This window comes from Acidobacteriota bacterium (assembly GCA_016196035.1).
GTDB lineage: Bacteria > Acidobacteriota > Blastocatellia > RBC074 > RBC074 > JACPYM01.
The window spans coordinates 1-23,219 of record JACPYM010000114.1; the positions used below are offsets into that span (position 1 = coordinate 1).

Annotated in this window: 19 protein-coding genes and 1 pseudogene; 11 read left to right on the forward strand and 9 right to left on the reverse strand. The window is 57.0% G+C overall.

Features of this window, described 5'->3' with window-relative positions; translation table 11 throughout:
• Positions 1-194: 194 nt before the first annotated feature.
• Both HY011_32035 and HY011_32040 read right to left on the reverse strand, forming a co-directional pair.
• Complete coding sequence (locus tag HY011_32035) at positions 195-1,157, reverse strand: amidohydrolase family protein (protein MBI3427577.1); 963 nt, start codon at positions 1,155-1,157, stop codon at positions 195-197.
• A gap of 99 nt (positions 1,158-1,256) precedes the next feature.
• On the reverse strand, positions 1,257-3,536 hold the full coding sequence (locus HY011_32040) for a PQQ-binding-like beta-propeller repeat protein (protein MBI3427578.1): 2,280 nt from the start codon (positions 3,534-3,536) through the stop codon (positions 1,257-1,259).
• Positions 3,537-3,665: 129 nt separating this feature from the next.
• Between HY011_32040 and HY011_32045 the strand changes: the two genes are divergently transcribed.
• Complete coding sequence (locus tag HY011_32045; GenBank protein MBI3427579.1) at positions 3,666-3,866, forward strand: hypothetical protein; 201 nt, start codon at positions 3,666-3,668, stop codon at positions 3,864-3,866.
• 13 nt (positions 3,867-3,879) lie between these two features.
• On the opposite strand, the gene HY011_32050 is transcribed toward HY011_32045, so the two are convergent.
• Both HY011_32050 and HY011_32055 read right to left on the reverse strand, forming a co-directional pair.
• Complete coding sequence (locus HY011_32050) at positions 3,880-4,080, reverse strand: hypothetical protein (protein MBI3427580.1); 201 nt, start codon at positions 4,078-4,080, stop codon at positions 3,880-3,882.
• Between the two features lie 105 nt (positions 4,081-4,185).
• Positions 4,186-4,851 carry a hypothetical protein gene (locus tag HY011_32055; protein ID MBI3427581.1) on the reverse strand — a complete coding sequence of 222 codons (666 nt, stop codon included), beginning with the start codon at positions 4,849-4,851 and terminating at the stop codon, positions 4,186-4,188.
• 195 nt (positions 4,852-5,046) lie between these two features.
• Here HY011_32055 and HY011_32060 point away from each other — a divergent pair.
• From HY011_32060 to vsr, 5 genes and pseudogenes are all read left to right on the forward strand, one after another.
• Positions 5,047-5,613 (forward strand): annotated as a pseudogene (locus tag HY011_32060) (Fic family protein).
• Positions 5,614-5,720: 107 nt separating this feature from the next.
• The gene (locus HY011_32065; protein ID MBI3427582.1) at positions 5,721-6,770 is read left to right on the forward strand and encodes a DNA cytosine methyltransferase; all 1,050 of its coding nucleotides are present in this window, start codon (positions 5,721-5,723) and stop codon (positions 6,768-6,770) included.
• 31 nt (positions 6,771-6,801) lie between these two features.
• Positions 6,802-7,890 (forward strand): DUF262 domain-containing protein, encoded by a 1,089-nt coding sequence (locus HY011_32070; protein ID MBI3427583.1) that lies wholly within the window; start codon positions 6,802-6,804, stop codon positions 7,888-7,890.
• A 1-nt stretch (position 7,891) separates the two neighbouring features.
• Positions 7,892-8,554, forward strand: coding sequence for a hypothetical protein (locus HY011_32075; protein ID MBI3427584.1), 663 nt, complete (start codon positions 7,892-7,894; stop codon positions 8,552-8,554).
• A gap of 21 nt (positions 8,555-8,575) precedes the next feature.
• Entirely contained in the window at positions 8,576-8,998 is a 423-nt protein-coding gene (vsr, locus tag HY011_32080; GenBank protein MBI3427585.1) for a DNA mismatch endonuclease Vsr, read from the forward strand.
• 28 nt (positions 8,999-9,026) lie between these two features.
• Here vsr and HY011_32085 read toward each other — a convergent pair whose 3' ends face one another.
• On the reverse strand, positions 9,027-10,553 hold the full coding sequence (locus tag HY011_32085; protein ID MBI3427586.1) for a hypothetical protein: 1,527 nt from the start codon (positions 10,551-10,553) through the stop codon (positions 9,027-9,029).
• Positions 10,554-10,783: 230 nt separating this feature from the next.
• On the opposite strand from HY011_32085, the gene HY011_32090 reads away from it, so the two are divergent.
• The 5 genes from HY011_32090 (at position 10,784) to HY011_32110 (ending at position 14,893) form a co-directional block, all read left to right on the forward strand.
• Complete coding sequence (locus tag HY011_32090) at positions 10,784-11,041, forward strand: hypothetical protein (protein ID MBI3427587.1); 258 nt, start codon at positions 10,784-10,786, stop codon at positions 11,039-11,041.
• A gap of 128 nt (positions 11,042-11,169) precedes the next feature.
• Positions 11,170-11,352: a hypothetical protein gene (locus tag HY011_32095; GenBank protein ID MBI3427588.1), complete on the forward strand. Its 183-nt coding sequence runs from the start codon at positions 11,170-11,172 to the stop codon at positions 11,350-11,352.
• A 136-nt stretch (positions 11,353-11,488) separates the two neighbouring features.
• Positions 11,489-12,895: a sulfatase gene (locus HY011_32100; protein ID MBI3427589.1), complete on the forward strand. Its 1,407-nt coding sequence runs from the start codon at positions 11,489-11,491 to the stop codon at positions 12,893-12,895.
• 2 nt (positions 12,896-12,897) lie between these two features.
• Positions 12,898-14,226 carry a sulfatase-like hydrolase/transferase gene (locus tag HY011_32105; protein MBI3427590.1) on the forward strand — a complete coding sequence of 443 codons (1,329 nt, stop codon included), beginning with the start codon at positions 12,898-12,900 and terminating at the stop codon, positions 14,224-14,226.
• A 4-nt stretch (positions 14,227-14,230) separates the two neighbouring features.
• Positions 14,231-14,893 carry a hypothetical protein gene (locus tag HY011_32110; GenBank protein MBI3427591.1) on the forward strand — a complete coding sequence of 221 codons (663 nt, stop codon included), beginning with the start codon at positions 14,231-14,233 and terminating at the stop codon, positions 14,891-14,893.
• A gap of 14 nt (positions 14,894-14,907) precedes the next feature.
• Here HY011_32110 and HY011_32115 read toward each other — a convergent pair whose 3' ends face one another.
• From HY011_32115 to HY011_32130, 4 genes are all read right to left on the reverse strand, one after another.
• Positions 14,908-16,845, reverse strand: coding sequence for a hypothetical protein (locus HY011_32115; GenBank protein MBI3427592.1), 1,938 nt, complete (start codon positions 16,843-16,845; stop codon positions 14,908-14,910).
• Positions 16,846-17,095: 250 nt separating this feature from the next.
• A complete protein-coding gene (locus HY011_32120; GenBank protein ID MBI3427593.1) occupies positions 17,096-18,532 on the reverse strand; it encodes a DUF1501 domain-containing protein in 1,437 nt (478 codons plus the stop codon).
• A 147-nt stretch (positions 18,533-18,679) separates the two neighbouring features.
• The gene (locus tag HY011_32125; GenBank protein ID MBI3427594.1) at positions 18,680-22,048 is read right to left on the reverse strand and encodes a DUF1553 domain-containing protein; all 3,369 of its coding nucleotides are present in this window, start codon (positions 22,046-22,048) and stop codon (positions 18,680-18,682) included.
• Between the two features lie 922 nt (positions 22,049-22,970).
• Complete coding sequence (locus tag HY011_32130; GenBank protein MBI3427595.1) at positions 22,971-23,216, reverse strand: hypothetical protein; 246 nt, start codon at positions 23,214-23,216, stop codon at positions 22,971-22,973.
• Positions 23,217-23,219: the final 3 nt, after the last annotated feature.

Consider the following 23,219-nt stretch of genomic DNA (forward strand, 5'->3'; position numbering starts at 1 on the left):
GAGTTTAGCCCGGCGTTTTAACGCCGGGAAAGCTTGGTAGCAGTTCCGCGTCGCGTCAGCGACGCCTGAATTTAGGCGTCGCTGACGCGACGCGGAACTGCTACCAAGCTTTCCCGTGGTTTGAAAACCACGGCTAAACTCAACTGTCGCTACGCGACAAAAACTGATGAGCCTGACATTTTTACCATTGCCCATTATTTCAGCCCCCGCGCTTCGCCACGCGCAACCCAACTGTAGGCCGCGCGCGAATTTTTCCAGAAGTATTTCTCGGCTGCCGCTGGCCCCTGCGCGCCGAAATAGTCCGCCACGATTTTGTGCAGCGTGGCATAGGGCGCGACGCGATTGCTGACCGGCCAGTTGCTGCCAAAGATCACACGATCCGCGCCGAACAATTCGCACAACACATCCAACGCCGGACGGTAAGCAGCGGCGTCTTCAACCACTCTGTTCTCAACGCGACGCACGACGTTGGAGACTTTGGCGAAGACTTGCGGCAGCGCGGCCACTTCGATCAACGCCTGGCGCATCGCCGCCGGAGCATTGTCCCGCGCCGCAAACGGCAAATGGTCAATCACCACGCGCAGCTTTGGCGCAAGCTTCGTAACGCGCACAACATTCGGCAACAAGCCTGCGCCGCCGACTACATCCAGCGTCAACGCGCGTTCGCCCAATCGTTGCAAATCGCTTTCAAACGCCTTTTGCCCCAGGCCTTCGGCCAAAGGCTTTTCGCCGATGCGCAAGCCGCGCCAAAGCGGATTCGCCGCGAACCGTTGCAACTGCGCGGCAAATCCCGGCTCCCCCAATTTCAAATTACCGATGAAGCCGACGATGAACGGATTGTCTTTGGCCAACTCCAGAATCCATTGATTGTCTTCGACCCAGGGGCTGGCTTCGACGATGACGGTGCCGACGACGTGTTGAGGCGCGGTCAGCGTTTGAAACTCGCACGGGTAATGCGGTTTATACAGGATGGGTTCGCTCGGCGGCGGCCACGGCACGCCTGCTTTGCGGGTGGGATCGTAAAAATGCGTGTGCGTGTCAATTGCGGGTGGGGCCGGTGGCAACGCAGTTCGCGCAACACTCTGTTGCGCGAACGCGCCCAGCGCCGCATTTGTCAGCGCGGCGGTTTGCAAAAATTCTCGGCGAGATTGGGTCATGAACCGCTCCGAAAAATTTCCCACGAAGACACATCAAGCGCCCTGAAGAAACACCAACCATCCTTCGTGTTTTCTTCGTGTGGCTTCGTGGAGAAAGAATTACGGCAAAGCAAAAACAAAAATGGCCGATTGCCCGGCGATGGTGACGTACTGCTTACCCTGCACCGCATACGCCATCGGCGAGGCGACGATGCGCGCGCCGGTGTAGTAATGCCACAGGTATTTGCCCGTGCGGCTGTCGAGCGCAATCAAATTGCCATCGTTGGATGACGCGAACGCCACGCCGCCCGCCGTCGCCAGCACGCCGGTCGAAGACGCGCCCGTTTGCAGCGGGAAGCTCCATTTCACCGCGCCGGTCAACGCCTCGAGCGCGCGCACCGCACCGGGCGCGCCGTTGGCGTCCACTTCCACGCCGCCGCCGGTGAACCCCTGGCCGGGCACAGGCTCCTTGGTCACGCTGGTGTATGTCGCACAGGCTTCGCGCACGGAAACCAGCAAGAATCCGGTCGCCGGATCGTAAGACGGCGAACCCCAGTTCGCCGCGCCCGCCGCGTCCGGGCAAACGTGATTGCCTGCCGGCGTAGGCGTCGTGTTCGGCAACACAATCGGACGGCCTTTGGCGTCCAACCCTTTCGCCCAGGTTTGTTTGGCGAAGGCTTGCCCCGTCAGGAACTCACCGGTCTCGCGATCCAGCACATAATAAAATGCATTGCGCTGCGCGGTGACCAACAGCTTGCGCTGGCGGCCTTTGATGACGCCGTCAATCAGCACCGGCGTTTCGTTCGCATCCCAATCGTGCACATCGTGCGGCGTGAATTGGAACCACCATTTCATGCGCCCGGTTTCAGCGTCGAGCGCGACGACCGAACACGAATACAAGTTGTCGCCGCCCCGCACTGAGCCGTCGTAATCCGGCCCCGGATTGCCCGTCGTCCAAAAGATCGTCTTGGTCTCGCTGTCATACGTGCCCGTCATCCACGTCGGCGCACCGCCCGTGTCGGCAGCGCTTTCCGGCACCCATGTCCTGCGGTTCGGATCGCCCGCTTGCGGCGTCGTATATGTCCGCCACAGCTTCTTGCCGGTCGCCGCGTCAAAGGCGTCAACAAACCCGGTCAGCGCGCATTCGCCCGCCGTCACGCCGACAATGATCTTGCCGTCAATTGCCAGCGGCGCGTGCGTGTTGGAAATGCCTTTGCGGTAATCGTCCTGCTCGACATCCCAAATGATATTGCCGCTTTTGGCGTCGAGCGCGATCAAATGCATATCCAGCGTCGCCAGAAAGAGCCGGTCACCCAGCACCGCCAGGCCGCGATTGGTCATCACCGTGCAATGGCTGGCGACTGCGGGCAAGCGCCGCGTGTATTTCCAAATCACTTGGCCGGTGCGCGCGTCCAGCGCCGTCACGTTGCTCAAAGGGCCGGTCACGAACATCATTCCATCCACAACAAGCGGCGTCGTCTCGACCGTCGTACCGCCCAGTTGCGCCGTCCACGCAGCTTTGAGCGCGTTCACATTGAGCGGCGTCACCTGTTTCAAACCCGCATAATGCGTGCCGCGCATATCGCCCCAATACGACAGCCAGTTTTGCGGTTCGGCGTTGGCGTTGTTCAGTCGGGCAAAAGTCACGTTGAAATCCGCCGCCGGTTTCCAATTCGCGTCTGGCGCGTATACCTGTGGCGCATTAACCAGAAAGGCCAACACGTCAGCGCGGTCTTTGGCGCTCAAGGCCGGATGCGTTTGTTCGGAAGTCTTGACGCTGATGTCGCGTTTGTTTAGGAAATGCCATTTGCCGCGTTCATCCAACAGATGCAACGTGAACGTGTCTTCGTTTTTCTTGAACCCGCGCACCATCACGCCCGCAGCCAGGCGCGCCTCGATCTGTTTGATCGGCGCTTGCATTCGGTTGGTGAGTTCCGGCAGGCGCTGGCGGCTGCGAATGTCAGTCAGATCAGCGGCCAAGATATTGCCGCGTCCGCCAAACATGTGACACGCGCTGCATTGGGCCGCGCCGAAAAAGAGCTGCCGTCCGGCTTCGAAATCACCAGTGACAACCTCGGTGCCGACTTTGCCGGAAAGCGAACGCAGGAAGACGATGATCTGTTTCGCGTCAGCTTCGGACAAGGCAATGGCGGGCATCTGGGTACCGGGAATGCCTTTGACAATGTTACGCAGCAGGTCTGACTCCGTGCCGCCGTGCTTCCATTGCCCGGTGGTCAAGTCGGGCGCGCGTCCGCCTTTGCCCGTCTCGCCGTGGCAGGCCGAGCAGTTTTGGGCGAACAGTTTTGCGCCTTCGTTGACGTTGTTGTCAGGATGCTGGGGGCGGGCGAAGCTGCTGGCGCACACTGCCAGCAATAAAATTGAAAGTGTCCGTCGTTTCATAAGGTTTTGCGGTAAACGCGCCGTTGTGGAGGTGAAGTGAAGCGCGATTGTAAGCACAGCCATTCGGCTTTACCAGCTTACACACGGCCTCATTTCTAGGGTTGGCTGGGTAAAAAAACCGGCGCACCTTTGATCAAAGCGGCGGCTGCTTTGGCCTGCTCGAAGTATTTGCTCGAAGCATTCGCCGTCGTCAATAACTTCCCGCGCAAAGTCTTTGCGGAAGAGGAAGACGCCACCCTCCCCGACGAAACCAAAGTCAAAGTCACCACCAAACGGCTCGTCAACGGCAAATGGCAAACCAAAATCATGTACAAGAAAAGGGGGGATTAGAGCTGATATGGTGTTATTGATCCCATTGCTCAGGTAAAGGCTGTGGGCCGGGGCGAATGCCGATGAGGTCAGGGTCTTCGTCGCCGCTCATCGTCGTGGCGGTCGCTTTACGCTCTTTCGTTTCAAGCCGCCGTGTCTCTTTGTCCTTCTGCTTCTGCAAACGGTCTTTCTCCTTCTCTCGCTTTTGAAAAGTCGGTCGCGATTTTTTCGCCATTTTGGTTATTTCCTTATGTAGTTAATTTTGATTTCAATGTAGCGGTTCGGCGTCCGGTCGAATTCAGCGCCAGCCAAATCTAACAGCCAAACCTAACAGCCAACTCTATTTCTCGTCTGCGCGCGCCGCACCGCTCACGTGATCGGCCAAGTCCTCTGCGGTTGATTCATCATTCTCGTCCTCATAGTCATAGCCGTCATCGTCAAAATCGTCATAGTCATCGTCGTCCTCCCCGCCGGTGAACTGACTGCTGACAACTTCACGCATGGGCCCTTTGGAGCCGCGCTCAGATTTGGGCGCGCCTTTCCCTTTATTGCGGCGCGGCGGCGCGGCATCTGGCCCGAAATTGCGGTTTGGTTTGTCGCCGGACGGCGGTGAAGGCGCAACCCCTGGTTCGCCAGTCGAATAGGAACGAGAGAGTGGCGCGCGCGCGGGCGCATTCATTGAGCGGCCCTCCTCGCGCGGACGGGCTTCACTAACGGCCAGCGGCCTGCCGTTGAATGACTGGTTATTGAAACGGCGGACGGCCTCTTCGGCCTGCGCGCGCTCACCAAATTCGACAAAGGCGAAGTTGCGTGACCGGCCGGTCTCCCTGTCTTTCGGGATCGTCAAATAAGTAACCGGGGCGACGGCGGCGAAGTGGTCTTTCAACTCCGCTTCAGTCGTATCATAGGGAAGATTCCCAACAAACAAACGAATAGGCATATTTCTTTTCAAATCTCCTGAGACTGTAACCTTGCGTGCGGATGAATTACCCGCCGCTCCTTTCAACCCAATCCGCCAGCGTGGCGCAAAAGCACGCAATGCTGGATGCGAAATCTGTATAACGCATCTGCTGCGGCGATGGGCGACAAACAGCTCATATCATTTTAGCAACACAGTTAACCGTACTCAGCTTCGCTGCCCTTCATCACATCCCGCCGCCGCCGTTGCTACTGTACGCTATCGCGTTCGGATTACATAACCATGCGGGAACTGATCGAATGGACGCGCCAGGCCATTGACGACCAACGGCTTCATCCGCTGCTCATCATTGCCGTCTTCGTCGTGCGCCTGCTGGCGATTCATCCTTTCCAGGACGGCAACGGCAGACTCTCGCGCATCGTGACGACGCTGTTGCTGTTGCGCGCGGGCTACGCCTATGTGCCTTATGCCCCGCTCGAAAACGTGATCGAAGAAAACAAAGAACTCTATTACGCCGCGCTGCGCAAAACCCAAAGCACGCTGGCGCAAGCCAAACCCAACTGGGAAGCGTGGCTCCTGTTCTTTTGCGCTGCCTGAAAAAACAAAAAGACAACCTCGCCGCCAAGCTGCAACGCGAACGCCTGCTGGCCGAAGCTCTGCCGCCGCTCTCCGTCACCATTCTGAAGCTGCTCGTGCGAACACGAACGGCCGACGATTGCGGAGTTAGAACGCTTGACGGAAGCGAATCGGAATACGTTGAAAGTGCGGTTGCGGGAGTTGACGCAGGCAGGGCGGGTTGTGAAGCCCGGGCAGGCGCGGGCGACGTGGTACTCGCTTAAAACTTCGTAGACCTGGCAAACTTGCCGTGACGAAACGGATTCTTTTGACTATCATTTCGCCTTCACCATTGTTTGCCATCACATTCCAGTTGGAGAAGCGTAAAGATTCAGCGGCTTATGAGAAGACCCATATCGGCGATTGACTTGTTTTGTGGAGCCGGAGGCTTAACACACGGGCTCAGGCTCGAAGGCATAGATGTGCGCGTGGGAATAGACCTAGACCCTGCCTGCGAATATCCCTTCAAGCATAACAACACTGGCGTCGCCTTTTTGCCGAAAGATGTCACGAAAATTACGGCTGACCAACTCCGCACTTACATTCCAGAGAATGGGGTGACCTTGCTCGCTGGGTGCGCTCCGTGTCAGCCGTTTTCAACTTATTCGCAAGGCCATCGTGACGAGGCCGACAACCGTTGGACATTGTTGCGTGAGTTCGCACGTCTTGCCGAAGAGTTGTGCCCAGACGTAGTGACAATGGAAAACGTCCCGAAGCTGGAAGAACACGAAGTATTCGCTGATTTTGTCAGTAGGTTGAAATCGCTAGGTTATCACGTCACTCATTCAGTCGTTGATTGTCGGTATTATGGCGTCCCGCAACACAGGAAACGATTGGTTTTGTTTGCGTCTCGGTATGGCGAAATCAAGCTTCAGCCACCAACGCATAGCGAAAATGAGTTTGTTACAGTTAGGCAGACTATTGAGAAACTCGAAAAAATTGTCTCCGGCGAAACGTCAACGGGTGACTCGCTTCACCGAGCCAGTTTACTGACGGAAAAGAACCTCCAACGAATACGGGCTTCTAAGCCAGGAGGCACTTGGCGGGATTGGGAGCGAAAATTACGCACGAAGTGTCATCGCAAAAAGAGTGGCAAGACGTATCCGAGCGTGTATGGAAGAATGACTTGGGATGAACCCGCTCCCACAATGACGACTCAGTGTTATGGCTTTGGGAATGGGCGGTTTGGACACCCGGAGCAGGATCGTGCTATCTCGCTACGAGAAGCGGCGTTGATCCAGACTTTTCCCGCTCATTATGCTTTTGCTCCTTCAGGACAAAAGGTAAGTTTCAAAAAGACAGGGAGACTCATTGGCAATGCTGTTCCTGTCGAACTTGCCCGAGTTATTGCCAATAGCATTTTGAATCACATTGATATGCAAGGCAGTTGAATGACTGCCTTGCCAACCGAAGGACTACTGTATGGCTCAGCGAAACAAAGAACCGCGAGTGGTGAGCGAGCAAGAAAAGCTGGCAGCGGAAGAGCAAATTAGAGAGGAGCGAAAAGTCGTTGACTACGATACCAAGGAATATACTGTCGAGTTAATTGTCAGCAAATATCGTAATGGAAAGGATGAGGATGAAAATGAACTTTTTATCCCTGAATACCAGCGTGAATTCGTTTGGGACGAAAAGCGGCAAAGCAAATTTATCGAATCGGTGATGTTAGACCTCCCGATTCCGTACATCTTTACGGCAGCTTTACATAAAGAAATTTCAGAGGATGAAGGGCGAATAGAAATCGTGGATGGGTCTCAGCGTATCCGAACACTCGACGCATTTCTAAATGACGAATTGGAACTCAAAGGGCTTGAAAAGTTGACAAGACTGAATGGGTTCAAGTTCAAAGACTTCGATATTTCTCGACAAAGAAAATTCAAGCGTCGCCCAATCAGAGTGATCGAGCTTTCTGAGAAGGCTGATGATCAAATCAGACGGGATATTTTCGAGCGCATCAATACGGGTAGTGACGAGCTTTCCCCGATGGAGAAGCGCAAAGGGATTTTTGAAGGGCCGTTCTACGATTTCATTGCTGAATGTGCGGCCAATCCGCTCTTCGACAACTTGACTCCTATCTCAGCGGTCAGACGAAAACGAGAAGAGGCGGCAGAAATGGTGCTTCGTTATTTTGCCTATGCCGACCGGTATGAAAAATTTCAGAAAAGCGTAACGGATTTCTTGAATGACTTCATTAAAGAAAAACGCAGTTCATTTGATAAAGTGAGGATGCAGGAAGAGTTCCTTTCCATGCTCGCTTTTGTCGAGAAGTATTTCCCGTTTGGCTTTAGGAAAACCGATAAAAATCAATCTGTCCCTAGAGTGAGGTTCGAGGCCATTTCAGTAGGGGTTACATTGGCGCTGCGAGAACGCTCTGGATTAGTACCGCAAGATGTAAGTGGCTGGCTTGAGTCGGATGAGTTCAAGTTCCACACGGTATCCGATGCGAGCAATTCCAGGCCAAAGGTCATCGCTAGAATCGAATTCGTAAAAAACAAATTATTGAGGCTTTGAGATGCAGGTTGTGCAGGCTGACTTCGATGCCAGAGCAAAGGAAGTTGACGAGTATTTCGATTTCGTCAAAGCCATTCTTTCTGCTGATTCAGAATTGGCTTACACAGATAACTTTGGTGTCGTCTGTGCGTACAAGGTTTCCTCCGATTTGCAAAAGACGCTAAAGGCAACCGGGTTTCTCTTGGTTTACAACCTTGTCGAGTCGACTATGAAAAATGCGTTGGAAGCGATAATCCTCCATCTTTTAGCGCATAGAGTCGGCTTCGATGATTTGAGCAGCAAAGTGAAAGTCGTTGTTCTGAAGAATGCGAAGGCGTGCAGCCCGGAGAAGCTAGAACCGCACCTCAGCCAAATAGGATTGGATATCATCGAACATACCTTCAGAAAAGAAGAGCTTTTCAGCGGGAATCTGGATGCCAGGGAAATTCGTGAAACTATGCAAACCTACGGCATTATTCGCAAGCATGGAGTGAATGGAGATTGCTTATTGACGATAAAGGCGCAGCGGAACGCGCTTGCGCACGGAACAGTTTCATTTACCGAATGTGGCAGGGATTACGATATTGTCGAATTGACGAAGTACAAAGATGACGCCAAAGCATACTTACAAGCCACGCTGAATGATATTGAGCATTTCCTGGCGAATGACGATTTCAGGAAATGATCGCGAAGGCCAACAATCATTATGACTGATACGGTTGACGCGAAAGTCCGAAGCTGGATTATGTCGAATGTCCCTCAGCGGCATACCAGCCCAGAGCGTCTCGTCAGATCATTTCTACATCAGCTTGGCTATCGGTTTCGTCTTCATCGTCGTGACCTTCCAGGTAGCCCCGACATTGTGCTTCCCAAACACCGCATTGCGGTCTTCGTTCACGGATGCTTTTGGCATCAGCATCGTGGCTGCCGAAAGTCCCGTAGACCAACGAGCAATACGGATTACTGGAACCCAAAACTGGATGCGAATGTTGTACGAGACAAAAGAAAAATTCGTGAATTGAAAACTCTCGGCTGGCAAGTCGTTGTTGTTTGGGAGTGCGAAACGCAAAACCTCAAAACGCTATCTCGTAAATTCGCTATCCTGCCATTGTCAAAGTTCAATTCTTAACGCAGCTAAAGCGAGTACTCAATCATCGCTAAAACCGCTGCTGACTCCCCGGCAATAGCGCGTCGTGCGTTCCCAACGTCAGCCACGCCAGCGCAAAAATCAGCAACGGTGCCAACGCCCACGCCAACCAGAAAAAACGCCCGCGCGTCCACACTGCGTCTTCAGCATTACGCGGTTCGCCTTCCAGCACATCCGCAGGCGCGGGCAGCGCAATCGTCAGCCAGGTGCAGGCCAGCGCCGTCAGCCAGAAACTGACGTGTACCAGCAAGACGGCGCGCTCTTTCATCGTCGGGAAGGCTTGCGTGAAATCTACGGCAAGGAAAAACCAGAGCAGCGACAGATACAACGCTTGCACGCGCGGGAAGGGAGCGGCGGGAATGAGGGGCAAGGCTCCGGCGCGATAGCGGCGCAGCGCGGCGATGACCAGCAGCGTCAACAACACGGCGATCAGTGCGAACCAGCGCGCGGGCGTGAGGCCGAAGAGCGGGTCGCCGAGGTGTCCATCGGCGACCCAACGCGAGACGTTGCGGGGGAAGTTTTCCCAGGGGATCACCACCAGCAAAAACAACAGTGCAGCGTCGTGCGAGCAGCCTTTGGTGGCGTCCTCTTCAGGCGGAGCCAGGTTGAGCGAGGCGAGGCGCGCGAGGCCGAGGGCGACGCCCGCGCCCATCAGCAGGCCGAAAAGCTGCTCCATCCATTTCCAGTAACCCAGCCCTTGCAAGGCCGGGAAGCGTCCGATGAGGCCCCAGTTGGCGCGGCCCAGCATCTGCACGAAAGCGCCGATGGCAAAACCCGCGCCGCCCGCCAGTGCGCCATACGCGACGAGCGAAAGGGCTGCGCGCTGATGAGTGCGCCAGAGATAAAGGCAGAGCGCGGCGCAAAGGCCCACGCAACCGGCCCAGTTGTCGCTGCGTGGCGGCGTCATGCGCAAGTGGAGCGTGACGGTCAGCAGGCCGAAGCCGATCAACCAGCCGGCGGCCAATGTGATGATGAAACGGCAAGCGGCGCGTGCTTTTGGTATGAGTGCGGCGCATATAGCAGCGATCAGCAAGGCCGAACTCGCGGCAACCCAGTCGGTGTCGTAAGGGTTCCAGCGCGCTTCGAGCCACGCGGTCGCGCCGCTGAAATCGAGCAGCTTCCAGACGGCATAGACGGCGAGCAGCGGCGCTACGATAGCGTCGAGTTCCGTGCGGCGCAGCGTCAAACTCAAGCCCAAAATCCCTGCGCCGACCGCGCCCCACAGCGCGCCGATGACGAACAGGTTGGCGTAGCCATACAGCACATTCGCCCACGCAGAATCAGCCGTGTAGCCAATCACGATGCCGTAACTCATCTGTCCGCCGAACGCCCAGCCGATGGCACATGCCGCGGCGATAGTCAGAGCGCGACTGAGCCAATCGGCGCGCCCGGCGGCCAGACACAGCGCCAGCCCCAGCAACGCGCCGGGCATCATGGCGCCCGCTTCGTGACCGTAATCGCCGCGCAGGCCCCAGCCGACCGACATCGAAAGCGCGGCCAGCACGGCAAGACGAAGGGTTGAAATTGTGTGTGGCATAGGGGCGCAAGATAAAGCAATCCGCCGCGCTGCGATAGAGCGTCGCGGGCAATGGAGTTCAGGCTTCAGCCTGTGTTCGTGATCTCCAAAACGGGCTGAAGCCTGAACCCCATGCTCTTTTGCGTAAGTCCTAATTCGAAGCAGTGTTCAGACCGCAGAAAATTTTCGTTGCTGTAAATTTTTCGGTGACAATGTAGGGGCAGACCTGGGTGTTGCCCCGGTGGCAGCAGATGGCATCAAAGGCCGCAAAAGCGACCGGGGCAGACACCCAGGTCTGCCCCTACATTGTCATCACCGGATTTTTTTACAGGAAGAAATTTTCTGCGGCGCAAATCCTGGCGGTTTTTCGCACCGTCGAACAGGTCAGCCGTCTGACCGACCACCTGATTGCTGGCAACGCCGCCGCTACGCTGCCACAAACGGCGCGGGCATTGTTGCTGGAATTGGCGCGCCTTGAAGCCGCCTTGACCGCGCTCGAAGAGAATTGAAATAACTGGCGACAGTAGCGCAAGTGTGCCGGGGTTGCGGCGGTCTCTTGAATCATTGCTTGCCGGGAACAACGCAACCTCGGCAGGGTCGCGCTACCTTTTCACAGGAGGCTCTATGAAACACCGGCATGAAAAATACGAAGCTTTATGAAAGTGTGGCGCTACAATTCAGCGCGGAGTTTTTCAACCTGACGAACACCGCGCGCTTTGCGCCGCCGAATACGACGTTCGGCAGCGCGGCCTTTGGACAGGTCAGAGCGCAATCGAATCAACCGCGCGTCGTGCAATTCGCACTGAAGTTAATTTATTGAGGCAATGCGGAGAGTACGGAACAGACGGAAATAACGGAACACACGGAATTGGCTCAACGCTCTTATCGTTTTCCGTCTCTTCCGTTATTTCCGTCTGTTCCGTATTCTCTCTTCCTGCTTTGCTTTTGAGACCACTATGAAAACGATCACTCGTCATCTCATTGCCTTACTCTTCCTTACTTCGCTCGCCTACGCACAGGCCAGTCAACGTCCGCAAAATTTCGTAATCATCCTTTGCGATGATCTGGGCTACGGCGATGTGGGCAGCTTTGGCAACCCGACGATTCGCACACCGCAGCTCGACCGCATGGCGGCGGAAGGCCAACGCTGGACGAGCTTTTATGTGGCGGATTCGGTTTGCACGCCGAGCCGCGCTGGGTTGCTGACGGGACGCTTGCCGATTCGTACCGGCATGTTTTCCGACACGCGCCGGGTGTTGTTTCCTGATTCGGCGGGAGGCTTGCCCGCCAGCGAAATCACGATTGCCGAATTGCTCAAACCGCGCGGCTATGCAACCGCAGCCATCGGCAAATGGCATCTCGGCTGGCAGCCGGAATACCTGCCCACGAAGCAGGGTTTCGATTCGTATTTCGGCATTCCGTACTCGAACGACATGGACGCCACGTTCAAATTCAGCACGCGCGATGAATACATCCGCTTCATGAAAAATCCGCAGCGCGAATACTGGAACGTGCCGCTGCAACGCAACGCAACGATTCTGGAACGCCCGGCGGATCAAACGACGATCACGAGACGCTACACCGACGAAGCGCTCAAATTCATCAACGCGAACAAGCACAAACCCTTCTTCCTATACCTCGCGCATTCGATGCCGCACATGCCGCTGTTCCGCTCAAAAGACTTCGAGCACAAGAGCGCACGCGGCTTGTACGGCGATGTGATCGAAGAGTTGGACGCCAACGTCGGGCGTGTGCTGGACACGTTGCGGCAATTGAAACTCGACCGTAACACGCTGGTCGTTTTCACCAGCGACAACGGGCCGTGGGCCTTGTTTGATGAGCAAGGCGGTTCCGCCGGATTGTTGCGCGGCGCAAAAGGCGGCACGTATGAGGGCGGGATGCGCGAACCGACAATCTTCTGGCAACCCGGCACGATCAAACCCGGTGTCGTAACGGATATCGGCTCGACCCTGGATTTGCTGCCGACGTTTTGCAATTTGGCCGGAGCACAAGCGCCGACGGAGCGCGTGCTGGATGGTTACGATCTCAGCGCGCCCCTGCTCGGCAAAGGTCGCAGCCCGCGCCAGACGATGTTTTATTGGCGTGGCTCAAAGCTGTATGCCGTGCGACACGGCGCGTTCAAAGCGCATTTCATCACGCAATCGGAATACGGCGGCGAAGCGGCGGTGACGCACGACACGCCGGAGCTTTACAACCTCGACCAGGACCCGTCGGAAAAATGGGACATCGCGGCAAAACATCCGGAGGTGATTGCCGAAATCCGCCGCCTGGCCGAAGCGCATAAACAGGCGATTCCGCCGGTTGAAAACCATCTCGATAAACGCATCACCGCAACCCGCTAACTATGGAAACCATCCTGCGCACCTATTTTGTCTTGTTGGTGGTCTTGCCGCTTTCCGTCTTTGCGCAACCCTCATTCGCGCAAGCGAGGCGCAAGCCCAACGTCATCTTCATTCTCGTGGACGACATGGGTTATGCCGATTTGAGCAGCTTCGGTTCCAAAGACATTCGCACGCCCAACATTGACCGGCTGGCGAAAGAAGGCATCAAGTTCACGCAAGCCTATTCCAACGGCCCCGTTTGCACGCCGACGCGCGCGGCCTTCATCACCGGACGCTATCAGCAACGGGTCGGCTTGGAATGGGCAATCAACGCGAATGAGAAAGACCCCGGCTTGCCCGTCGAAGAAACATCTGTCGCGCGGATGCTGAAAAACAACGGCTATGCGACGGCGCTGCTGGGCAAATGGCATCTCGGTTCAAAGCCGGAATTTCTGCCAACGCGGCACGGCTTCGACGAGTTTTTCGGCATCACGGGCGGCAATGCCGATATGTATTCCCACCGCGACCTGCCAGGCGCAACCGTGTTGTATGAAGGTGAAAACCCAACCGAAGTCGCGGGCTATCTCACCGAACATCTCGCACGGCGTTCGGTGGATTTCATCAAGCGGCAAAAAAACCAACCGTTCTTTTTGTACCTTGCCTTCAATGCCGTGCATTGGCCGTTTCAGCGCCCGAATCGCCCCGACACCGTGCGCACGCGCGAAACCTGGCTGGACGGCACGCGCGCCGATTACATCGCCATGATGCAAAGCGTGGACGCCGCCGTCGGACAAGTCCTGAATACGCTCGATCAACAAGGAAGCGCCAAAGATACGCTCGTCATTTTCACCAGCGATAACGGCGGCGAGCGACTGTCGGATGTGAGGCCGTATTTCAATACCAAAGGCACGCTGTGGGAAGGCGGCATTCACGTGCCGGGACTGGCGCGCTGGCCCGCCGCGCTGCCCAAAGGCAAAGTGTCGCAGCAAACCGCCATCACGATGGATTGGACAGCCACGATCCTGGCTGCCGCAGGCGTCAAACCAGAACGCCAACTCGACGGCATTAACCTGCTGCCGATATTGCAAGGCCAACAGCCAGAGCAGGAGCGCACGCTGTGCTGGCGCATTGATCGCGCGGGCTTTCGGCAACAGGCGATCCGCTCCGGCAAATGGAAACTGGTCACGCAACCGACCAGCGTGGATTTGCTGCTTTTCGACCTCGACCATGACCCCGGCGAGCGGCGCAATTTGTTTTACGAACAGCAGGACAAAGCGAAAGCCTTGCGCGTGAAGCTGGCGGAATGGGACAAGGAAATGAATCAGAGCAAGCCGCGTTTCAGTGTAAAGTGACCGCATGAGGTTTCTTGATTGGGCAATGGAAATTTCAAGCTTGGTCCGAGTGGATTACAACGCTTTGGTCGCTGACATTCTGAATGAAGTTGGCGACTGCCCGCTACAGGAACTGATTGACATCTTGAAACAGGAACTTCCCTACATCTGGCGCGACTGTTACAAGGAAATGATGCCGCGGCAAATGAATATCACCCAGATGCAGTATGAGCAGTTCAATTACATCTTCGATTGGCACACCAGCAGCGAGCCGATTGTTCAAACACCCTTCCTTCCCATTTCTGAGGCCAGACTTGTTGCCGTGCTCGGTCAATCCCAGCCCCAAAAGACCAGGCGTGATGATTTTCGGCTGCGGGGATGGGCGGGGAAAACTGGCGACAGTTTCGGCAACCGGTGGGACAAGGGGCACTTTATTGCCCACTCTATCGGCGGGGTGGTGGACGGTTTGGAAATCAACGTCTTTGTCCAGCGGCGAGATTTCAATCGCGGGTGGTCGGAAGCTGGGAAACGCTATCGAGCGATGGAGCGCTTCTGCGCTTCACAGCCTGGCACATTTTGCTTCAGTCGCCCCATTTACACTGACCAGATGGCCCGTCCTTCTTTCCTGGAATTCGGATTGCTGAAACCGGATCGTGAATTTCTGGTGGAATGTTTCGATAACCGTTGAGAGTCCCCTAAACATCAATGTCGCGGCCCATACACCGGTGGCGGCTGGCCCACTTCCAGCGCGCCCAAATCCGGCGCTTTGCCCGTAAAAGCATCATTCAGATTCGGCAGCCTGCAACCGGCATCCACCGCCTTACCGTTCGGCTTCAAACTAAAATCCATGTCGCCAATCTCATAGACCTTGTGCGGCTGCGTGGGATCGGGCGGGCGCACGTTTTTGAAGATGTCGTAATCCACCAGCACGCCATGCGCCTCCTGGCCTGTCGCGCGTTGGAAGTCAGCCAGCGTGCGGAAGTTTTGCGAGCCTACTGTCGTCAGCGCGTAATCACGCAGCACGCCCGCCGCAGGCGCTTGCCAAACAATCTGCGGTTTGTCGCTCGCGTTCAGCCGCCAGCCGTTGTAATCGAACGAGGTGTAGGCCGTATACGTCAGGCTGCCCAACACCGGCTTGTCAGGATGATTGGTGCCGATGAACAGATTGTTGCGATAGTGCGAATTGGAGTAGCCGCGCACGTTGCTGTTTTCGGCGATGAAGGTGTTGTGATAAACGAGCACGCCTGACGGGTTCGCGCCGCCGGTTTTGATCGCGCCGCCTCCCACAGTGATGGGCGCCACGTTGTAAAGGATGTTGCGATAGAAATAGGCCGGGCCGCCGAAGACGGGTTGGCCGCTCAAGCCATGCTGCGCCGCATTGAAGCCGCGATTGCGGGCCACGCGGATGTTGTGCACGCCGCCGTCGGTCTCGATAAAATCATCCGCCATCAAGTGAATGTCGTTGTTGTAAATGTCTATCGCGACGGCTTGCTGATCTTGCGCTTCAGGCGGGATGCCGTAGGTGCTGATGCATACGCCGTCGTGAAAATAGGCAATGTAGTTGTGACAGATGACGTGCCCCTGCCCGTAGACTTTGATGGCGTAATACGATTTCAACTGCGCCGGTTTGTATTTGCCGAAGTTTGACCAGCCGATGAGGCGGTTGCGGTCGTCGCGGCCTAGCACGACATTGTCGGCGATATAGAAATTCTTCGAGCCACCGTATTCGTTCATCAGCGCGACGCCTACGTCTTCGATGCGGCAATTGCGCACGACCAGGCCGCTGTTTCCCAACACATCTTTGAGGCCGGAATAAAACGCCACATCTGTATTGCGAATCGTGAGATTCTCAAAGTAGTTGTAATCCGCCGCCATCACATCGAATAGGCGAAAGCAGCCATTGCCGTCAAAAATCGCTTCGCCATCGCCCGCGCCTTTAATGACGATGGGTTTGTCGGGCGTGCCGTCGCGCGTGAGGACATACGCGCCGTCAAAAGGAATCCCATACGGAGTGACGTAATCGAGCCGGTCGGCTTTGTACAAGCCCGCGTGCACCAGAATCACATCGCCCGGTTGCACAGGCCGCGTATGCACGACGTCCCAATCACCGAGGCCGGGGCCGTAATAGGCTTCTTTCAGCCCTTTGAACGAAGGCTCTTGTTTCGGGCCGTCGTAATCGGGCGGATAAACGTGCAGCGTGCGTCCGCCGGCATAAATCTTCGGTGTGCCGCGTGTCGTGACAGAAACCTGTTGTGCGGCCTTGCCATTCACGCCGTCAGGGTCGCTCAGCGTGAAGCGGCATTCATACGTCGTGGCTTCTTCAACATCGAGGATGCTGCCCGCGAACAGGCGCGGCGTCCAGTATTCAAGGAACTCGCGCGCGCGCCAGACTTTTTCATCGCCGAGGCGCAAGAGCGGCATTGCTTCGCGCCATTGGGTTTCGCCCGCTTTACGATAATGCACGGCGACAGTGGCGTTGCGGTTGTCGTCGCCGCTGATCTTCCATTCAAAGCCCAGGTTGTGCAGGGTGGCGGGTTCGACGATGAATTCACCCGCCGTGACGGCGTTGTTGGATTGCGCCAGCAAGGGGGCGACGCACAACAACAGGCCGACGGCTACACGTTTGATTGTCGTGAGCATTCTCTATGTCACCTCTCATTACAGCAGGGTTTATGCATCAGCCCGCGAACGCGGGCGACAGCATAAAGCCCAGGGCGTGGCAATCGCATTGAGGCATAAGCCCACGAAGTGGGCGACAGCGCACGCCCTGCCGCCCGGTTCACAGGCTTAAAATCTATCGTGCTTTTTACCCAGGGTCGCGGCTGCGCCTTCACCCTGGGCTACATTCTGTCACCCGCTGCGCGGGTTCAATACGGAAATTTTTCTTGCTCTATAAAATCCGCCGCAACACTTCGCCGTGCACATCGGTCAGGCGGAAGTTGCGGCCCTGATACTTATAGGTCAGGCGCGTGTGATCAATGCCCAGGCAATGCAGGATGGTGGCGTTCAGATCAAAGAGGCTGACCGGATCGCGCGTGATGTTGTAGCTGAAATCATCCGTCTCACCGATGGTCTGGCCGGGTTTGACGCCGCCGCCCGCCAGCCAGACGGTGAAGCAGCGCGGGTGATGATCGCGCCCGTAATTGTCCGCCGTCAGCGTGCCCTGCGAATACACGGTGCGCCCGAATTCCCCGCCCCAAACGACCAGTGTGTCGGCGAGCATCCCGCGTTCTTTCAAATCCAGCAATAAGGCGGCGGTCGGCTGATCGGTGTCGCGCGCCTGGTTGCGGATTTGCTTCGGACAGTTGTTGTGTTGATCCCAGCCGCGATGAAAGAGTTGAATGAACCGCACGCCGCGTTTGGCCAGCCGCCGCGCCAAAATGCAATTCGCCGCATACGTGCCCGGCTTGCGCGCGTCGGGACCATAGCGTTCAAACGTGCGTTCCGGCTCCGTTGACAGGTCGGTCAGCTCGGGCACGCTGGCTTGCATGCGATAGGCCATTTCGTATTGCGCCACGCGCGCGAGAATTTCGGGGTCGCCGACGCGCGCGGCGTTTTTCTGATTCAACTGCGCCAGAGCATCCAAAAAGCGCCGCCGCGCCTGCGCGTCCACGCCCGCCGGGTTTGACAGGAACAGCACGGGGTCAGGGCCATTTTGAAATTTCACGCCCTGATACTGCGAGGGCAAAAAGCCGCTGCCCCACAGCCGGTCATACAGCGGTTGATCGCCGGTGTTGCCCGTGCCCAGCGACACCATCACGACAAAAGCGGGCAGGTCTTTGTTCTCGCTGCCGAGGCCATACGAAATCCACGCGCCCATGCTCGGACGGCCCGCGAGTTGAAAGCCGGTCAACGCCGCTGTGATCGCCGGGTCGTGATTGATCTGCTCGGTGTACATGGATTTGATGAAACAGAGTTCGTCCACCAGCTTGGCCGTGTGCGGCAGCAACTCGCTCAAGGTCGCGCCCGACTGGCCGTGTGGCGCGAATTTGAACAGCGAGGGCGCGGTCGGAAAGCTGGATTGAAACGCCGTCATCCCGGTCAACCGCTGTCCCTGGCGAATGGATTCGGGCAGGTTCTGGCCGCGCAATTTTTCCAGGCCCGGTTTCGGATCGAACAAGTCAAGTTGCGAGGGCGCGCCCGATTGAAACAAATAAATCACGCGCTTGGCCGTGGGCGCGAAATGCGGCGCGACTTGGCTTGCGGCGTTGGTCTGCGCCGAGCCGCTTTCGTTCAACAAAGTCGCGAGCGCCGCCGTGCCCAGCGTGCAGCGATTGAGAAAGGCGCGCCGCGTGAGTTGTGTGTTGAAATCAGCGATTGGGTTCATAGTTCAACTCGGCTACCAGCCTACCTGATTCCTGATTCCCGGTTCCTGACTCCTGATTACCGAACCTGGTCATATTTTCCCCGTTCAGGAATCAGGAATCGGGAATCAGGAATCAGCGCATTAGCAGCGGTATTGGCCCGTCATTCCTTATGGTTTCGTGATCGCTTCGTCCAGATTCAACAGCAGGCTGGCGGTCATTGTGTATGCCGCCAACTCTGCCGCGTTCAACGTAGCATTGTTGCGCTTTTGGCCGATCAGCAACAGCTTTTCGGCAGCCTGTGGTTGCTGGCGAAAATAGTCGAGTTGAGAACCCAGACTTTTTTGCAGCATCTGCAATTCATCGGCGTCAGGCTGCCGCGAAGTCACGGCGCGAAAGGCCCACGCCAACCGTTGTTGCGGCGTCGCGCCGCCCGCCAGCAACATGCGTTCGGCCAGCAGGCGGGCGGCTTCGACATAGGTCACATCGTTCATCAGGTTCAGCGCCTGCAAGGGCGTGTTGGTGCGCGTTTCGCGGACGGTGCATTGTTCGCGCGCCGTGGCGTCAAAGACCTGCATACTGGGATTGAGGACGGTGCGCTTCCAGTAAGTGTACAAACTGCGCCGCCACAAATCCGCGCCTTGGGCTTGCGCATAATCAGTCATGTTGGAAAAGACCATGTCCTTCAGCAGACCCGCCGGTTGATACGGCTTCACCGAAGGCCCACCTTGTTTTTCGACCAGCAGCCCGGCAACAAAGAGGGCCTGATCGCGGATCATTTCTGCCGGCAGCCGCAAACGCGGCCCGCGCGCCAACAGGCGATTGTCAGGATCATCGGATTGCGGATTGCGGCCTTGCAGTGTGGATGATTGCGGATTAGTAAGCTCGGCTCGTTTGGATGATTGACGATAGGTTGCGCTCATCACGATGGTTTTGAGCAGTCGTTTAATGTTCCAGGCATTCGGTTGCCGTTGACTACAGTCTGCAATCCGCCATCCGCAATCCGCCATCCGCAATTCCACCGCCAGCCAATCCAACAATTCCGGATGCGAGGGCAGTTCGCCTTGCGCGCCAAAATCTTCGATCGTTTTGACGAGGCCCGTGCCAAAGAGCATTTGCCAAAAGCGATTGACCGTCACACGCGCCGTTAGCGGGTTTGCGGCGCTCACCAGCCAGCGGGCGAATTCGAGCCGATTGGCCGGCGGCGTTGTCGAGGGCGCGCACAAGGCAGCGGGTAACCCGCGCGGCACGATTTCGCCGGGCGCGTCGTAAGCGCCGCGTCGCAAAATGTGCGCGGGACGCGGCGCGGCGGTTTCGTCCATCACCATCACCAGCGGATAGGTGCGTTCGTGTTGCAGCAACGCCAGCCGGGCAGCCGCGCGTTGACGATAGGCTTGCCGCACTTCAGCAGGCGCATAACTCGACTGCCAGGCATTGAGCAGTTTCAGCCGCTGCGCCGTGCTGCGTTGCGCGGTTGGCAGCGCGGCAATTTTGGGCAAGGCCTCGGCACACGCCAGCACAGCGATGTCGTCGGCGCCTGGCAGCGCCTGATACAAACGCACTTCGCTGAGCTGTCCTTTGAAACGGAGTTCCGGCCCGCCGCCCGCGCCGATTTTTAAGGTCGCGCTGCTGTCGGCAAAGGTGCGAAAGATGCGCGTGAGATTGGGCTTGAGCGTTTGTTTGCGTCCGTCGAGATAGATTTGCGCGCGTTCGTAATTTTCGCGCCCGTCAAACAGCGCGACGACGTGGTGCCATTGTTTGAGGGGGATCGCCTCAGCGGTTTCGACGCGCCAGGCATCGTCGGGAAAGGCGCTCACGGCGTTCCAGTGCAACTTGTCATTGAGCAGGAACAAACCGTAGCCGCGCGTTTTGGGCACGCCGTTTTCCGTTTCGCCTGCCACTTCTTGCATCTTTGTCAGCAACGCGCCCGCGTTTTCGGATTCGGCATAAAACCACAGCGAAACGGCAAATTGATCGCGGTGCTCGACCAAGCGGTCTTGGTAATCAAAATTGCCGATGCGCCCGGCTTCATAAAAGAGCTGGCCGTCGAAGATCGTTGCTTCGCCTGCGGGCACTGTCGTGTGCGTGGGCGTGCCTGCGCGAAACGCGAGCACTGGCGGTGTGTTGGCGGTGGCAATTGGGATAGCCGCGTAACCCGCCGTGACGCGCGCTTTTTCTTGCAACAGGATTTCGCCTTGCGCCTGCGCGCCTAGCGAGTGACGGAACAACAGGTTTTCTGACGGAAACCATTGTTGCGGCGTGCTGACAGCGGACAATGAACGCTCCCAATGCCGGCGCGTGGCGGCGTGCTGTTGGGTCAATTGCTGTAAGTTCTGTTCGGCCTGCGCAAGCTGTGCTTGCAATTTTTTCGCCTGCGCCTGTTGCTCACGCGTCGGCGCGTACAGGAACGGCGGCGAGTTGTGATAGGCCGAGCGCCCGTCTTCGCGGATGCTGTTGAAGTAGGCGTAAAGCCGGTAATACTCCTGTTGCGTGAACGGATCGTACTTGTGATTGTGGCAACGCGCGCAACCCAGGGTCAGGCCCAGAAAGACGGTGGAGGTGGTATCCACGCGATCCACGACGTATTCGACTGCGTATTCTTCCGGCACCAACCCGTCTTCCGAATTCTGGCGATGATTGCGGTTGAAGCCGGTGGCGAGGCGTTGATTCAAAGTCGGGTTGGGCAACAGATCGCCGCCGAGTTGTTCGATGGTGAATTGATCGAACGGCATGTTTTGATTGAAGGCTTCGATCACCCAATCGCGCCAGCGCCACATCTCGCGGTCGCCATCGTTTTGATACCCGTTCGTGTCGGCATAGCGCGCGGCATCCAGCCATTTGAACGCCATCCGCTCGCCATATCGCGGCGAGGCTAGCAAACGATCCACGATCGTCTCGTATGCATTCGGCGCCGTGTCGTTCAGAAAGGCATCCAGTTCCGGAACGGTCGGTGGCAAGCCGGTCAGATCGAAAGAAAGCCGCCGCAGCAAGGTCGCGCGCTCTGCTGCGGGCGCGGGTTGCACGCCCTCACGCTCAAGCCGGGCGAGCACAAAATAATCAATGGCATTTTTCGGCCACGCGCTGTTTTTGACGGCGGGCAAGGCCGGGCGGATGGGCGGGACAAAGGCCCAATGCGTTTCCCAATGCGCGCCTTGCCTGGTCCATTCGGTCAGCGTTGCGATTTCGCGGGGCGTCAGCGTGCGGCCTGCATCCGCCGGGGGCATGCGCATGGCCGCGTTAGCGTGCGTGATGCGTTTGACGAGTTCGCTTTGCTCCGGCTGGCCCGGCACGATGGCGCGCCGCCCACGACTTAGTTCCGCTTTCGCGGCGGCTTCTGTATCCAGCCGCAGCCTGATCTTTTTCGCGGTGGCATCCGGCCCGTGGCAAACAAAACATTTCTCCGCCAGGATCGGGCGCACGTCGCGATTGAATTGAATGGCGGACGGGGAGTACGTGGCCGTTTGTTGCGCAACCGCGCTGATTGCCACAAACAGCACACAGAAACTGCGCAAAGACTGGCGCCGCAGGAAGGTGTGCATTGCAGGAATAGCCCTCAAAGTCAGATGAACTTGTTTGGTGAGACGTCCGGGTGATGCAAGCGTCCGCTGCTATTGGGATGGCAAATCCCGTTGGCGTCAAGTGCTGTCAGGCTGCCCGGACAGATTTTCACCGCCACTTTGCTAAACTTAGATCGGTTTTCACTTCGGTGTACGGGAAACCCGCGCAGCGGGACAGTACCGCGCGCGTGAGTAAGCGGCACGTTGACAGTTCAACCCTGGGTGCAAGCCTGACGCGCCGCTTGCTCACGCGCGCGGTACTGTCCCAGCGTCAACTGACTCCCGTAAACGCAATTGAAAACCGCTCTAGTTGCGCGCACGCGCTCACGGGTCAGACCTCTGCACTTTAGTAACTCATTACACGAGAAACTAAGTTATCTCGTGTTTTGAAAATTGTTTTTGCCGCGTTAGCGGCGGTTGAATTTAGCCGTGGGTTTTCAACCCACGGTATCCGCGCCACAAACCCGCGTCGCGTCAGCGACGCTTGAATGGTCGCGTGTTTCAAGCGTCGCTGACGCGACGCGCAATGCTGAACATTTCGACCTTTACACCGACTATTTGATTAGCTCGCTTGGGCCAACTACGGCGACGGGCTTGTCTTCCTTGCTGGATGGGCAGTTGAGTCATGATCAAGTGACGCGGTTATTAGCCTCCGCACCAATCTCGACCGGCGACACCTGCCGCGTCGCCCCGTCACGCCGCACGTGCGGAACCACCAGTGTATACGGATCGAAGACCACTACATCCTTCACGCCTTGCGAAAGGTAAAAGCGCGGGCCGATTTCCAGGTCTTTGGCTTCGTAGCCTTTGCTGATTGGTTTCGATCACGGCTTCAGGTAAGCGCGTAACGGCTTTGCCTTCTTCGTCCGGTTTACCCTCATCGTGGCGCAATCAATCTGTTTTCTTAAGCACACAACGAATGTTCACTGGAGGCTTTCAGCGAACCCAGCATCTCAAGAAGGCAGCGACCTTGAGCCAGTTCATCAAAAACAACTTCCTCCACGATGTAAGGCGGACCGTCATGCCTGCGGTCGTCTTCTTGATCAAGTCGAATTGCAACGATCACGCGTGTACCGATGTCAGTACGACGCCATCTGCTAGCGGCGAGATAAAACTCCAACCCAATGTAAAAATCCGCTTTGGTCATCATAGC